The organism is Atlantibacter sp. RC6, assembly GCF_014193285.1.
GTDB lineage: Bacteria > Pseudomonadota > Gammaproteobacteria > Enterobacterales > Enterobacteriaceae > Atlantibacter.
Genome location: NZ_JACHZE010000001.1, coordinates 120,778 through 133,745, shown reverse-complemented (window position 1 = coordinate 133,745; position 12,968 = coordinate 120,778). Strand labels below are relative to the sequence as shown.

The 12,968-nt window shown below is 53.6% G+C and carries 13 protein-coding genes and 1 pseudogene; 2 read left to right on the top strand and 12 right to left on the bottom strand.

The genetic code is table 11. The features are described from left to right. Window positions 1–4 precede the first annotated feature (4 nt). From rsxD to FHW74_RS00565, 5 genes are all read right to left on the bottom strand, one after another. Window positions 5–1,057, bottom strand: a complete 1,053-nt coding sequence (gene rsxD / locus FHW74_RS00585; RefSeq protein ID WP_183168662.1) for an electron transport complex subunit RsxD — start codon at window positions 1,055–1,057, stop codon at window positions 5–7. Next, complete coding sequence (gene rsxC, locus FHW74_RS00580) at window positions 1,058–3,202, bottom strand: electron transport complex subunit RsxC (RefSeq protein ID WP_183168661.1); 2,145 nt, start codon at window positions 3,200–3,202, stop codon at window positions 1,058–1,060. Then, entirely contained in the window at window positions 3,195–3,770 is a 576-nt protein-coding gene (rsxB, locus tag FHW74_RS00575) for an electron transport complex subunit RsxB (RefSeq protein ID WP_183168660.1), read from the bottom strand. Before rsxB ends, rsxC begins: the two co-directional genes overlap by 8 nt. After that, window positions 3,767–4,351: an electron transport complex subunit RsxA gene (gene rsxA / locus FHW74_RS00570; protein WP_183168659.1), complete on the bottom strand. Its 585-nt coding sequence runs from the start codon at window positions 4,349–4,351 to the stop codon at window positions 3,767–3,769. Before rsxA ends, rsxB begins: the two co-directional genes overlap by 4 nt. 77 nt (window positions 4,352–4,428) lie before the next feature. Beyond that, entirely contained in the window at window positions 4,429–4,869 is a 441-nt protein-coding gene (locus FHW74_RS00565) for a DUF2569 domain-containing protein (protein ID WP_183168658.1), read from the bottom strand. Window positions 4,870–5,085: 216 nt separating this feature from the next. Between FHW74_RS00565 and FHW74_RS00560 the strand changes: the two genes are divergently transcribed. After that, entirely contained in the window at window positions 5,086–6,126 is a 1,041-nt protein-coding gene (locus FHW74_RS00560; protein ID WP_183168657.1) for an oxidoreductase, read from the top strand. 46 nt (window positions 6,127–6,172) lie between these two features. Here FHW74_RS00560 and add read toward each other — a convergent pair whose 3' ends face one another. The 3 genes and pseudogenes from add to FHW74_RS00545 all read right to left on the bottom strand — a co-directional run. Further along, window positions 6,173–7,174: an adenosine deaminase gene (gene add / locus FHW74_RS00555; protein WP_183168656.1), complete on the bottom strand. Its 1,002-nt coding sequence runs from the start codon at window positions 7,172–7,174 to the stop codon at window positions 6,173–6,175. Between the two features lie 281 nt (window positions 7,175–7,455). Beyond that, window positions 7,456–8,631: a MalY/PatB family protein gene (locus FHW74_RS00550; RefSeq protein ID WP_183168655.1), complete on the bottom strand. Its 1,176-nt coding sequence runs from the start codon at window positions 8,629–8,631 to the stop codon at window positions 7,456–7,458. A gap of 49 nt (window positions 8,632–8,680) precedes the next feature. Further along, window positions 8,681–9,148 (bottom strand): annotated as a pseudogene (locus tag FHW74_RS00545) (glucose PTS transporter subunit EIIB); the annotation flags it as partial. Between the two features lie 248 nt (window positions 9,149–9,396). On the opposite strand from FHW74_RS00545, the gene FHW74_RS00540 reads away from it, so the two are divergent. Then, window positions 9,397–11,103 carry a recombinase family protein gene (locus FHW74_RS00540; RefSeq protein WP_183168654.1) on the top strand — a complete coding sequence of 569 codons (1,707 nt, stop codon included), beginning with the start codon at window positions 9,397–9,399 and terminating at the stop codon, window positions 11,101–11,103. Window positions 11,104–11,183: 80 nt separating this feature from the next. On the opposite strand, the gene FHW74_RS00535 is transcribed toward FHW74_RS00540, so the two are convergent. From FHW74_RS00535 to FHW74_RS00520, 4 genes are all read right to left on the bottom strand, one after another. Continuing rightward, window positions 11,184–11,564, bottom strand: coding sequence for a M15 family metallopeptidase (locus FHW74_RS00535; RefSeq protein WP_183168653.1), 381 nt, complete (start codon window positions 11,562–11,564; stop codon window positions 11,184–11,186). Between the two features lie 44 nt (window positions 11,565–11,608). Next, window positions 11,609–11,929 (bottom strand): hypothetical protein, encoded by a 321-nt coding sequence (locus FHW74_RS00530; RefSeq protein ID WP_183168652.1) that lies wholly within the window; start codon window positions 11,927–11,929, stop codon window positions 11,609–11,611. Continuing rightward, the gene (locus tag FHW74_RS00525) at window positions 11,926–12,495 is read right to left on the bottom strand and encodes a hypothetical protein (RefSeq protein WP_183168651.1); all 570 of its coding nucleotides are present in this window, start codon (window positions 12,493–12,495) and stop codon (window positions 11,926–11,928) included. The genes FHW74_RS00530 and FHW74_RS00525 overlap by 4 nt, the downstream gene beginning before the upstream one ends. Window positions 12,496–12,636: 141 nt before the next feature. Beyond that, window positions 12,637–12,939, bottom strand: coding sequence for a hypothetical protein (locus FHW74_RS00520; protein ID WP_183168650.1), 303 nt, complete (start codon window positions 12,937–12,939; stop codon window positions 12,637–12,639). Window positions 12,940–12,968: the final 29 nt, after the last annotated feature.

The window sequence follows — 12,968 nt, the reverse complement described above, 5'->3', positions numbered from 1 at the left end:
CTCCTTAGCGATGCCCGTAAACCCGCGGGCGGGTGTAATAGTCAATCAACGGCACGGTAATATTCGCCAGCAGTGTGGCAAACGCCACGCCGTCAGGGTAGCCGCCGTAGCTGCGGATCAGCCAGACCAGCACCCCAGCCAGCGCGCCGAAAATCAGGCGGCCACGATTGGTAGTAGAGGCAGTCACCGGATCGGTAAGGATAAAGAACGCGCCAAGCATCGTCGCCCCGGAGAACAGATGCACCAGCGGGGAGGCAAACTGCTCCGGGGCAATTAGCCAGCCGAGCAGCGAACACACCAGCAGCGAAATCAGGAAGCTCACCGGGATATGCCAGCGGATCAGGTTTTTGGCTAACAGGAACAGACCGCCCGCCAGAAACGCCACATTAACCCACTGCCAGCCTGGCCCGCCCAGCACGCCGCTTAGCATCGGGGTATGCATCAACTGCGCCGCGTCGCTGCCGGCGCGCAGGCCGGTTTTAAAGGTATCCAGCGGTGTGGCCTGGCTTACGCCGTCAATGCCCAGCTTCAGCTGAACAAGGGTGTCGCCGCTGGCGGTATGGCCGCTAAAAATCATCCGCAGCGTATCCAGCAAATCCGGTTGTAACGCAGCAACGCTCAGTGGCGGCAGCCAACTGGTCATCTGCACCGGGAATGAGATCAGCAACACCACATAGCCGATCATCGCCGGGTTAAATGGGTTATGGCCCAAACCGCCGTAGAGCTGCTTGGCGATAATAATGGCGAACACCGTGCCCAGGATCACCATCCACCAGGGCGCAAGGGGAGGAATACTGATACCCAGCAGCAGCCCGGTGAGTAGCGCGGAGTTGTCGCCCAGCATACCCGAGAGCGGCTGCTTGCGCAGTTTACATACCAGGCCTTCTGCCGCCAGGGCGCTGATGACAGCCAGCAGTAACTGAATTAACGATCCCCAGCCAAAGTAGTACCACTGCACCGCGATACCGGGCAGCAGCGCCAGTGAGACCAGCATCATGATGCGCGAGGTCTGGCGCTTATTATGGGTATAAGGGGAGCTTGCGATTCTGAAAACCATTTATTCCTCGTTCACAACCTGCTGGGCGGCTTTCTTAGCCTGGGCGCGGGCAATCGCCGCGGCGACCGCGGCTTTACGCGGGTCGACCGGTTCGTCATTGGCCGGCTCCGCCTGCACGGCCTGCTTGCGGGCTTTGGCGCGGGCAATGGCAGCTTCTACCGCCGCTTTACGCGGATCGACCGGCGCGTCGCTGGCGGCTTGCTCAACCGGCTCAGCGGCGGCCTGCTTGCGGGCTTTGGCGCGGGCGATAGCGGCTTCTACCGCCGCCTTGCGCGGATCGACCGGCGCGTCGCTGGCGGCTGTTTCTACCGGCTCAGCGGCGACCTGCTTGCGGGCTTTGGCGCGGGCAATAGCGGCTTCCACCGCCGCCTTGCGCGGATCGACCGGCGCGTCGCTGGCGGCGGGTTCAACCGGCTCAGCGGCGGCCTGTTTGCGGGCTTTGGCGCGGGCGATGGCCGCTTCTACCGCCGCTTTACGCGGATCGGCGGCGGCATCGTTGGCCGGTTGCGCCTGGGCGGACGCCGCTTTCTCTGCCTGACGGGCACGCGCCTCGGCTTTACGCGCTTCACGGGCGGCAATTGCGGCCTGATTGTCCGGTTGGCTATTCGCCTGCACCACGATCACATCCGACGCTTTCTTATCCCGCACCCGTGCCAGCGCGGCCTGAATGGCATCCTGATCCTGCGCGTCCGGCTGGACAGCGGCTTTTTTGTGACGTTCCAGGCGCGCGGCTTTTTCCCGCTCCAGCCGCTGCTGGCGGGCTTCAAAGCGCGCTTTGGCCTCGGCGGCGCGCTGCTCTTCAAGCTGCACGGCGCGTATTTCGGCTTTCTCCTGGCGGAAATACTGGACCAGCGGAATATTGCTCGGGCAGACCCAGGCGCAGGCGCCGCACTCAATACAATCGGAAAGATTGTGCGCGGTGGCTTTGTCATGCTGCTGCCCTTTACTGAACCAGTAAAGCTGTTGGGGAAGCAGATCCGCCGGGCAGGCGTCGGCACAGGCGCTACAGCGAATGCAGTGCTGCTCTTCCTGCTGTTCACCCATTTCACTACTGGATGGGGCTAACAGGCAGTTGGTAATTTTCACAACCGGCACATCAAGCCACGGCAGGGTAAAGCCCATCAGCGGGCCGCCCATAATCACCAGCTGATCGCCAGTGGGGCAGAATCCGCCAAAATCCAGCAAGTGGCGCACCGGCGTACCGAGACGCGCCCAGACGTTGCCCGGCTGCGCGATGGATTCGCCCGTCAGGGTCACCACGCGCTCGGTCAGCGGTTCGCCGTCGATAACGGCGCGCTTAACCGCATAGGCCGTGCCGACGTTGTGCATCAGCACCCCAATGTCAGAGGAGCGGCCACCGTGCGGCACCTGCTTACCGGTCAGGATCTGCGTCAGCTGTTTCGCGCCGCCGGACGGGTACTTGGTTGGGATCACGCGCAGCGCCATGCCGTGCTCGTGGCACAGCACGGCCCGCAGCATGGAAATTGCCTGAGGTTTATTGTCTTCAATACCGATCAGCACTTCACGCGGCTTCAAAATCCACGCCAGGATACGAATGCCTTCGATAATTTGCGCCGCGCACTCCTGCATCAGGCGGTCATCAGCCGTGATGTAGGGCTCGCATTCCGCCGCGTTGATGATCAGGGTGTCGATTTTATCGCCGCCGCCCTGCAATTTGACGCCGGTAGGGAAGCCTGCGCCGCCCAGTCCGGCCACGCCGAACTGGTGAATGCGTTCGATCAACTGTTCACGCGTGCGCTGCTGGTAATCCTGCCAGCCGTCGCGCTCAATCCAGCGGTCGTCGCCGTCCGGCTCGATAATCACGCTGAGTTCCGCCAGCGCGGAAGGATGAGCGGTGCTGTGCGGCGCAATCGCCACCACGGTGCCGGAAGTCGGCGCATGCACCGGCAGCATTCGGCCCCAGCCGCGCGTCAGCGGCTGGCCGCGTAATACCCGATCGCCAGGCTGAACGCACAGTTCGCCCTCAGCGCCAATATGCTGTTTTAATGGAATTACAAAACGGCCAGGTAACGGCACGTGGCGCAGCGGCGTACCGCTGGACTGGGTTTTCATTTCGGGCGGATGGATGCCGCCGTCGAAATCCCAGATTTTCTCTTTTCTGAAGGCAGAAAATAACTTAAGCATGTTGTTCCACAGGAATGATTCGAACCGGAATACTGTCCAGATTCCATTTCCAGTTTTCCGTCGTGGTGGCGACAGGCCGCAATTCAATACAGCGGGTTGGGCAGGGGTCAACGCACAGATTGCAACCGGTGCACAGATCGCTCATAACGGTATGCATCGCACGGGTAGCGCCCACAATGGCGTCAACCGGGCAGGCCTGTATGCACTTGGTGCAGCCGATACAGTTGTTTTCGTCGATCACAGCCAGCATCCGCACCGGCTCTGGGGCTGCATCACCGCCAATTGGTTGCGGGTCGACGTTCAGTAAGGTGGCGATTTTTTGCATCACCGCTTCGCCGCCTGGCGCGCAGCGGTTGATATGCTCGCCCTGATTCCCCACCGCTTCGGCATAGGGCCGACAGCCGGGGTATCCGCACTGGCCGCACTGGCTCTGGGGCAGAATCGCATCGATTTTGTCGACGATCGGGTCTTCTTCCACGGCGAAGCGCCGCGAGGCGAAGCCCAGCAGAAGGCCAAACACCAGGCCCAGCGCGCTCAGGGATAAAATAGCGATCCAGACGGTACTCATGACACTTTCACCAGCCCGCTAAAGCCCATAAAGGCCAACGACATCAGCCCGGCGGTAATCAGCGCGATAGCGTTGCCGCGAAACGGCGCGGGCACATCGGCCACTGCCAGACGTTCGCGAATGGCCGCGAACAGCACCATAACAAAGGAGAAACCCACCGCCGCCGAAAAGCCGTACAGCGCCGACTGGAGAAAATTGTGGCCGAGGTTGATGTTCAGTAACGCCACCCCTAACACCGCGCAGTTGGTGGTGATCAGGGGCAGAAAAATACCCAGCAGGCGATACAGCGCCGGGCTGGTTTTGCGCACCACCATCTCGGTAAACTGCACCACCACCGCGATCACCAGAATAAAGGCGAGGGTGCGCAGATAAACGAGATCGAGGGGGATTAAGATAAAGTTGTCGATAAGCCAGGCGCAGACCGACGCCAGGGTCATCACAAAGGTGGTGGCCAGGCCCATGCCAATGGCGGTCTCCAGCTTTTTGGAAACTCCCATAAACGGGCACAGGCCAAGAAACTTCACCAGCACGAAGTTATTGACCAGCACAGTACCAACAAATAACAGCAAGTAATCAGTCATTATCCGACCTGGAACAAAAATAGCCGCCTATTATCGGACATGGATCACATGTCGACAACAGAGAATCTGTAAGGTTATTAAGGATTGACGAAAGTCAGCTTTACCCGCTGCGCACGCTTGAAATAAGGGACAAACAGCGCGGCGGCGATCAGTTGAAACACCAGCTGGCGCACAATGGCGTCATCCGACACCGGCGAAAATGCGAAAGATTTCAGTACCAGCAACACTGAAACCAGCAGCCAGATAATATAGTGCTTTGGCACCTTTGCCTGGCGTTTAAAAAATCCGATGGTTAGCCACAGGGTATAACTCCACATCAAGACCGCGGAAAGCAGGGACACATAGATCCAGATGGCGTCTTGTCCGGCTTGCTGGCCTAACGCCTGGCGCGTTTCTGGCGAGAGCAGGGCGGTGAAATACATGACCACGACTAATGAGGTGCTCAGTAAGGTCAGCAGAAGCCAGGCGAGAGGGGCAAGAAGCCATCCCCCGATACGCAGTGCTGGCGTGGCGGTCATAATACCTCCGGCGCGGTATATCGTTAGCGCTATTCGCTGGGTGAATTTCAGCGCAAGAATTATAAGGATTTTCGCGGCAAAAGCTACTCAGGCTTAGTCAACGACGCGACAGACGGTCTTTGGATGGCCTCATCTCTCAGGATAAATGGGATAAGCAGTTGTTACCGGGTAGCGAATGGTGTGAAATATCTTCGTCCATAGACGAGAGGAATGTAAATGAGCGACAACATCCGTGTTGGATTAATTGGTTATGGCTATGCCAGTAAAACGTTCCATGCTCCGCTGATCGTCGGCACGCCGGGTATGACCCTGGCGGCGGTATCCAGCAGCGATGCGAGCAAAGTGCACGCCGACTGGCCTGGCGTTACCGTAGTCTCCGACCCTAAACAGCTTTTCAACGATCCTGATATCGACCTTATTGTCATTCCCACGCCCAACGATACCCATTTCCCGTTGGCCCGCGCCGCTATGGAAGCCGGGAAACACGTGGTGGTGGATAAACCCTTTACCGTGACGTTGTCACAAGCTCGTGAACTGGAAGCGCTGGCGAAAAGCCGCGGTCTGGTGCTGTCGGTATTCCATAACCGCCGCTGGGACAGCGATTTCCTGACGCTGAAGGGCCTGATTGCCGAAGGCAAGCTGGGAGAAGTGAGTTATTTCGAATCCCACTTTGACCGTTACCGCCCGCAGGTGCGCAATCGCTGGCGCGAACAGGCGGGCCCGGGAAGCGGCATCTGGTACGATTTAGGTCCGCACCTGATTGACCAGGCGCTGGTGCTGTTCGGCGTGCCGGTGAGCATTACTGTGGATATGGCGCAGTTGCGCCCCGATGCGCAAACCACCGACTATTTCCATGCGGTGTTAACTTATCCGCAGCGCCGCGTAGTGCTGCATGGCACCATGCTGGCAGCAGCCGAATCGGCGCGCTATATCGTACACGGAACACGCGGCAGCTATGTGAAATTCGGTCTCGACCCGCAGGAAGATCGCCTGAAAGCGGGCGAACGTTTGCCGCAGGAAGACTGGGGTTACGATATGCGCGACGGCGTACTCACCCTGGCGTCCGGCGAGGAGCTGGACGCGCAAACCCTGCTGACCGTGCCGGGCAACTATCCGGCCTATTATGCGGCGATCCGCGATGCGCTTAACGGCCAGGGCGAAAACCCGGTGCCAGCCAGCCAGGCGATCCGCGTGATGGAATTGATTGAGCTGGGGATTGAATCCGCCAAACATCGCTCAACGCTTTGCCTGACGTAATAGAGTTCACGCCTAAAAAAACGCGCCAGTTGGCGCGTTTTTGTTTTCAGGCTTTAGCGACTTTATCCCGCAGGGCCTGCTTTTCGCTCTCTGACAGGAAGGCGATTTCCAGTCCGTTGCGTTGGGCGGTACGCATCTGATCGAGCGTAAGCCCGGCCTGCACGGCGGCAATCTGGTATTCATGAATAATATCCACGCCCTGAACCCCCGGATCGTCGGTGTTGATGGTGGCCAGAATGCCGTGCTCAAGGAAGCGTTTGAGCGGATGAACCTCCAGCGACGGCACGGTGCTGGTTTGAATATTGGACGTCAGACAGGACTCAATACCGATTTTCTGCTCCGCGAGGAAATCCATCAGCGCCGGATCTTCAATGGCTTTGACGCCGTGACCAATACGCTCGGCACCCAGTTCGCGAATAGCCTGCCAAATACTTTCCGGACCGGCTGCCTCGCCGGCATGCACCGTAATACGCCAACCCGCATCACGGCCACGGTTAAAGTGATTTAAAAACAGGCTGCCCGGGAAGCCCAGCTCGTCTCCCGCCAGATCCAACGCGGTGATCTGGTCGCGGTGCGCCAGCAGCGCTTCCAGCTCGTTCAGGCAGGCGGTCTCGCCGAAGGTCCGGCTCAGAATGCCGATCAAACGCACCTCGACGCCGTACTCCCGGGAGCCCTGGCGTACGCCGTCAATCACCGCTTCCACCACGCCCGCTACCGGCAGGTTATGGTTCATCGCCATATACCAGGGCGAAAAACGCAGCTCGACGTAATGCAGCCCCTGACGCGCGGCATCTTCAACGTTTTCCCGCGCCACGCGGCGGCAGGCATCGAGAGAGCCGAGCACTTTTACGCCCCAGTCCAGCTTGCTTAAAAAGCTCACCAGATCGGGCGCGGTTTCAATCACCTGTACGTGCGGAAGTAATCCTTCGAGCGTGTGGGAAGGCAGGGGAAGATTAAATTGCTGGCCCAGCTCAAGAATGGTTTCCGGGCGAATATTGCCGTCGAGGTGGCGATGCAGGTCGGTTAACGGCAGGGTGGTATCAATCATAGTGGCACTCTTTTTTGAATAAAGTGCATTTTATTATAAAGGCTTTACCGTCGCCCATGCACGCGACATTCTGCTATTTGCGCATCAAGTGTCGGGTTGTTGCGCAACAAGGGGCATTCGGCCAATAAAAAACCCGGTTTCCCGGGTTTGCTCAAATCCAGCCAGCCTGACTGGCTGCCCACACCACAATGGCGACGGCGATAAGTATCCAGGTTGTTTTACGCATATTTTATGCTTGGTGCCTCCGCAAACTTTAGCGGCGACACCATACCACATTGGCGTTATGCCATGCAGACGCGTATCGCATTAATTAGCCCCTCAACGCCTTTTTCCAGTTTCACCCGCGGGCAACCAGCGTTGAGCCGTACAAAACCTCGCCCTTCATCGCCGTAGGTATCCCCAGGCATAATGGCGACTTTCTGCTGCTCAATGAGGTTTTTTTGCAGCAGGGCGTCATCAATCTGTAAAACGCGCAGATCGATCCACGCCAGATAGGTGGCTTCAGGCGGCTGCCAGTTGAGCTGCGGGAAAGCCTGGTTCAGGCGTTGCGCGATAAACTGCATATTCTGCTCAAGGTAGCGGCGCAGCGCGTCCAGCCAGGGCGCGCCGTCGCGGTAGGCCGCAATATGCGCGGCAACTGCCAGCACCGCCGGGGAAGAGAGCCCGTCGCGGCCTTTCAGCGCCGCCAGATAAGCGGTGCGATCCGCCGCGTCGGCGATGATCCCCCAGGCGCCGGTCAGGGCGGGGATGTTGAAACTTTTCGAGCCGGAGGTGAACAGCGCATAACGATCGCCGCCCACTTCGCTCCAGGGAATATGGCGGTTGTCGCCCCACACCATATCCATATGGATCTCATCGCTTATCACTCGCACATGATGGCGGGCGCACAATTGCGCCAGGGTGACGAGCTCATCACGGGTCCATACTTTGCCGGTAGGGTTATGGGGGCTGCACAGCAGCATGATTTTGCATTCGGGACGCGCCAGCAGCGCCTCAAGCTGCTGCATATCGCAGCGCCAGCCGTTGGCGATTTTTTGCAGCGGCGCAGCCAGCACCTGGCGCTGATTGCCCTCGATAGCCTTATAAAAAGCATCGTAAGCCGGCGTATGGATCAGCACCGCATCGCCAGGGGCTGACCACTGGCGAATCATCTCCGAGACCATATAAATCACCGACGGCCCGTAAACAATGGCGTCATTGTCGAGCCGGGCGTTAAAGCGCGTCGCAAACCAGTGATGGATGGCAGAAAGAAAATCGTCATGCTTCCAGCGGCTGTAGCCGAAAACGCCGTGGGCGATACGCTGGTTAAGCGCATCAAGGATGCAGGGCGCAGTGGGGAAATCCATATCAGAGATGGTAAAGGGCAGCAGATCGGCGCTGCCGAAGCGGTCGGCGACATAATCCCACTGGGTACACCAGCTGCCGTGACGATCCACCGGGGTAGAAAAATCAAACATAGTCCTTCCTTAAGCCATGCCCCTTCGCGGCGCGAAAGGGCATGTATGTTTATGCTTCGACCATATTCATCAGGCCAGCCATTTCATCCTTCACGGACTGCACCTGGGTGCCAATGACCACCTGCAAATTGTGCTGATTAAGTTTCACGACGCCAATGGCGCGGTTGGCTTTCAGCGCATCGCTATCCACCAGCGACATGTCTTTCACCGACAGGCGCAGACGGGTGATGCAGTTGTCAAGCGTGACAATATTCTCCGCGCCGCCCAGCGCCGCCAGAATAGCCGGCACGTTATAACCCGATTTACCGGGTACAACGGACTGGATTTTTTCTTGCACATTCGCGGTCTCGATATCGCGACCTGGCGTTTTGATATTCCAGCGGGTGATGGCGAAGCGGAAAATCGCATAGTAAGCCACGAACCATATCGCAGCCACCACCGGCACCATATACCACTTGGTAGACAGGCCATGCAGAATGCCGAACACCACGAAATCAATCACGTTCCCGTCGGTGTTCACTGAAGTACACTAACTCATATTAATCGGAATGCTTGTTAACTGAATCTTGATTGAAGTGAATTCAGTCGGTTAACACTATATAAAGCTATCCATCATAAGAATGCATAATGACTTAAGGATTTACCATGTTCAAAAAATGCAACTTGAAATGAAACACATAAAAATGCCTGATTGTGTCAGTACTGTGTGAGTTGGCATGTCTAAATAATGGTGATTAACGAAACAGCATTAGATAGGTTTAAACTATGGAAAGACCAAGAATTTACAGTTATGTTCGGTTTAGTTCTGAACGGCAATCGAAGGGAACCAGTATTGAGCGCCAGAAATCCAACATCGACAAAATGGTTAAGAAGATTGCGCAGGAGCATGATTTAGAAATCTTCGAAGAATACCGAGATTTTGGGGTGTCAGCGTTCAAAGGCAAGAACGCAACAGAAGGGGCGTTAGCGGATTTTATTCACCATGTTGACACAGGAAAAATTCCTTCCGGTTCGTATCTCTTAATTGAATCACTTGATCGCTTTTCACGCGCCAACCCTATGGTAGCAGTTAACATGTTCACAAGTCTGTTGTTAAAAGGAATTGTCGTTATCACCGGAATCGACAACCAAATTTACAGAGAGACTAAAGTTAACAACGATACCCTTCAGCAGCTTATGTATTCGGTGATGTTGTTTTCACGGGCAAATGATGAATCTGAGACAAAATCGCATCGTACTATTGCAAGTGCCCTGAATAAAATTAAACGGCACAAAGCACGTCAGTTAGGAGATCCAGTCGTTGCTATTAAAGAATTAGGGATGGATAAGTGGTGGACTGACTCAAGTTCAGGATTCGTAAAACCACACCCTGTTTATTACCCTATTGCACAAAAAATGATTGAACTGAAGCAGAAGGGCTATTCAAACCGTCTGATACTGGCCTATCTGAAAGAAAACCATCCTGCGCCAGCACAAGGACGTTCACGCGGTAAATGGAACATACAACATGCTTCGCGAATTATCGAACCTGCGATCCACGGTCAGAAGGTGATTAACGTTAATGGTGTATCGTACACCCTTGATGATTATTACCCCGCGATTGTGACGAAGGACGAATATGAACGGTTGAAGTTCCAGATCGGAAACAAGTCATTTGCACCATTGAAGGAGGCTAACCCAGAGATCCCTTTGTTATCAGGTATCGGGATCTTGTACTGCAAACATTGTGGTTGTCACATGTTCAAAATGAAATCCACTGTGAAGAACCAGCCGTTCGCGTACAGGTACGTTTGTTCGTCGAGGGATTCACACCGGAATTGTTCTAAGTGGGGGTTCCGCGCCCGTACTCTTGAACTTGCCCTGTTGCAGTTGTTAGCGGATCGGGTATTCGTTGAATCATCCCCGGTTATGTCAGGCGTTGAACACCTGATTACTGATATCGATGAACAGATCGCCAACTATCTGGTTGCGATTGGTTCCGCAAAATCACCAGCGATGATTAATAAGCTGACAGAACTGATCGACGGTTTAGAGAACCAGAAAGCAGATTATCTCAAACAGAAACAGATTCACGATGATCAAATGGTCAGGATGAATACTGCCGGATGGGATAAGTTTAAACAGCTTGATATCAACGATACCCAGAACGTTGATCGCCTGGAGGTCCGCGCCAGCATCAAAACGGTAATCAAGCGGATTGACTGCCAGCAGATTGATCCCGCGCACAACTGTTTTTTTGTTACTTACCGGGATGGACGAACCCAGAAGTTAGTGATCAAGAAAGATACAGCGTGGACGAAAGGACAGGTTTACATTGATTCAACCACAGTTACGAACGAGCAGTTGTTAGAATCCGAAGGATTGGTGTTGCATTCCCATATAGACATCATGATCGACCGTGAAAGGTTCTTTAGAGAGCATCAGGCACGTTCTGAGCACCCGCCGACGATAATCGACCGCTTAACCGAGTAATAACGGAAAAACCCCTGATATTCCATCAGGGGTTTTCTTTTGCGATATCGGATAGATAACGGATTGCCCGTCAGAAAGGATTAGAAACTGTATTCTTTTCGGTGTAGCTGGATGTGGGGCCAGTCTTTGAACGATACCCAATCAGCACCAAATTCAATCAGGATCCCCAGGTGGTCAGCAGCGCGTCTGAAAGCCGCTATGACAGGTTTAAAATCTTCAGGGTTCCATGATATCGGATACGGAACAATGTCGATTGCGTGGCCTGTGAGGTGGGCGGAATTCATTGTTTTCGATTTACCTTCCTGAACCATTTGCTTCTGGCGTTCAGGAGTGCGTAAACCTTCGGTAACGATAAAATCACGGTCGGTAAGGGCAAGCGCAAGATCGGCAACCTGACGTAAATCAGGGTGAATACCGACCATATTATTTTTACTACGAGTAGAGAATTTATATTTGTTCATTTTTAACACCTGTAAGAGCTAATATTTCTTACAGGTATTTATCTTCAGATATACTGGAACAGATACCCAATCATGTTAAACCCACGAAAATAATATTCGAGATACCCACAGCAAACTGCACGTGTGTTGTAGTCGTAAGGATTAACGATATCTATTTCACGGCCTAACTGAAAACGAAATACGGGTTTCTTCATCTGGGTGCTGGCAATAAAACACTGGTTTTCGTTAACCAACATATCTTTAAATCTTTTCTGTTTGATAAATTTCTTATCGAAGGCATATGTTAAGGATTCGGGATTAATACCGTTCAGATATACAGCGGGTAAATCAGTGTGGTCATAATACGGGAAGTCTGTTGGGTTCATCGGTCTATCCTGTCGTTAAACATTTTGATTACTTTCTGTTCGAGTTCGGGCCATTTAATTGGCTTCTTCCTTACGGAAGTTCTTTTTATTGCGATTAAACGATCTTCTCTTTTCTTCGCAGCCTTATTTATCAAAATGGAACTGTCAGAATGGTTAACCCGAACATACGAACCATTACCAAGATTCTTTCTTAATCCTTTAATGTTTCCGTATTTGTCGGTGAATTTCTTCGCAACCGGAACCAGCGAGGTTGTAGGCTTCTGCTTATCGATTAGTGCGGAAAGATAGATATTCTGAATATCCATTATGCCGATCTGATACAGCCGGTTAAATCTTCCTTTTCGGGTTGCCTTGTAGAAAATGCCCGATTTCGCTGTAAACGGAACTGGCGAATCTATCGCTCTGTTTACTTCCTTCTGGACATATTCAGATAGCATTCCGGCAACCTTAAACATTTTTCTTTCGTAAGAATCACCTGTCTGGATCCGCCACTTTTCCATACGTTGTAGCGTTCGTCTTAGTTCAGCGTCGTTCCTTGCCCGGATACGTGATGTGGAAGAAGCCATTACAACCCCCCAAAGACTGTTAGCATTGACATAACAGAACCAAACACAGAATCAACCGGGACAACAGGTAAATTAAAAACTGAAGCGATGATGTTATAAAAAATAACGATAAACATCAGAATTATGACAATCTTTTTGGATCTAATTATCCATGTTTTTATTTTTCTCATTTGCACGTCCTTTCAGGATGGTAAGGATCTCCGTAATATCACGACGGATACCATTAATGGTTTCATCAATTTTTTCAATCCGGTTCTCCGTTGTTCCCTGTTTCTTTTCAAGAGTATCAATCTTGAATTTCTGAAGTGAATTCGTCGATTCAATTAAAGATAAACGTTGCTCGTGTTTTGTTCGGGTATGAGAAATACTGTGAAAAAGTTTCCACAGTGCGCCGATAACCGCAGCCCCGGCCCCGGTAGCTGCGTAAATGTCAAATTCAAGCATAATTAATGCCCCTTAAAAGTTAAATTGCA

Coding starts and splice junctions, on each gene's coding strand:
- rsxD (WP_183168662.1), bottom strand. CDS start 1,057: ATGGTTTTCAGAATCGCAAGCTCCCCTTATACCCATAATAAGCGCCAG.
- rsxC (WP_183168661.1), bottom strand. CDS start 3,202: ATGCTTAAGTTATTTTCTGCCTTCAGAAAAGAGAAAATCTGGGATTTC.
- rsxB (WP_183168660.1), bottom strand. CDS start 3,770: ATGAGTACCGTCTGGATCGCTATTTTATCCCTGAGCGCGCTGGGCCTG.
- rsxA (WP_183168659.1), bottom strand. CDS start 4,351: ATGACTGATTACTTGCTGTTATTTGTTGGTACTGTGCTGGTCAATAAC.
- FHW74_RS00565 (WP_183168658.1), bottom strand. CDS start 4,869: ATGACCGCCACGCCAGCACTGCGTATCGGGGGATGGCTTCTTGCCCCT.
- FHW74_RS00560 (WP_183168657.1), top strand. CDS start 5,086: ATGAGCGACAACATCCGTGTTGGATTAATTGGTTATGGCTATGCCAGT.
- add (WP_183168656.1), bottom strand. CDS start 7,174: ATGATTGATACCACCCTGCCGTTAACCGACCTGCATCGCCACCTCGAC.
- FHW74_RS00550 (WP_183168655.1), bottom strand. CDS start 8,631: ATGTTTGATTTTTCTACCCCGGTGGATCGTCACGGCAGCTGGTGTACC.
- FHW74_RS00540 (WP_183168654.1), top strand. CDS start 9,397: ATGGAAAGACCAAGAATTTACAGTTATGTTCGGTTTAGTTCTGAACGG.
- FHW74_RS00535 (WP_183168653.1), bottom strand. CDS start 11,564: ATGAACAAATATAAATTCTCTACTCGTAGTAAAAATAATATGGTCGGT.
- FHW74_RS00530 (WP_183168652.1), bottom strand. CDS start 11,929: ATGAACCCAACAGACTTCCCGTATTATGACCACACTGATTTACCCGCT.
- FHW74_RS00525 (WP_183168651.1), bottom strand. CDS start 12,495: ATGGCTTCTTCCACATCACGTATCCGGGCAAGGAACGACGCTGAACTA.
- FHW74_RS00520 (WP_183168650.1), bottom strand. CDS start 12,939: ATGCTTGAATTTGACATTTACGCAGCTACCGGGGCCGGGGCTGCGGTT.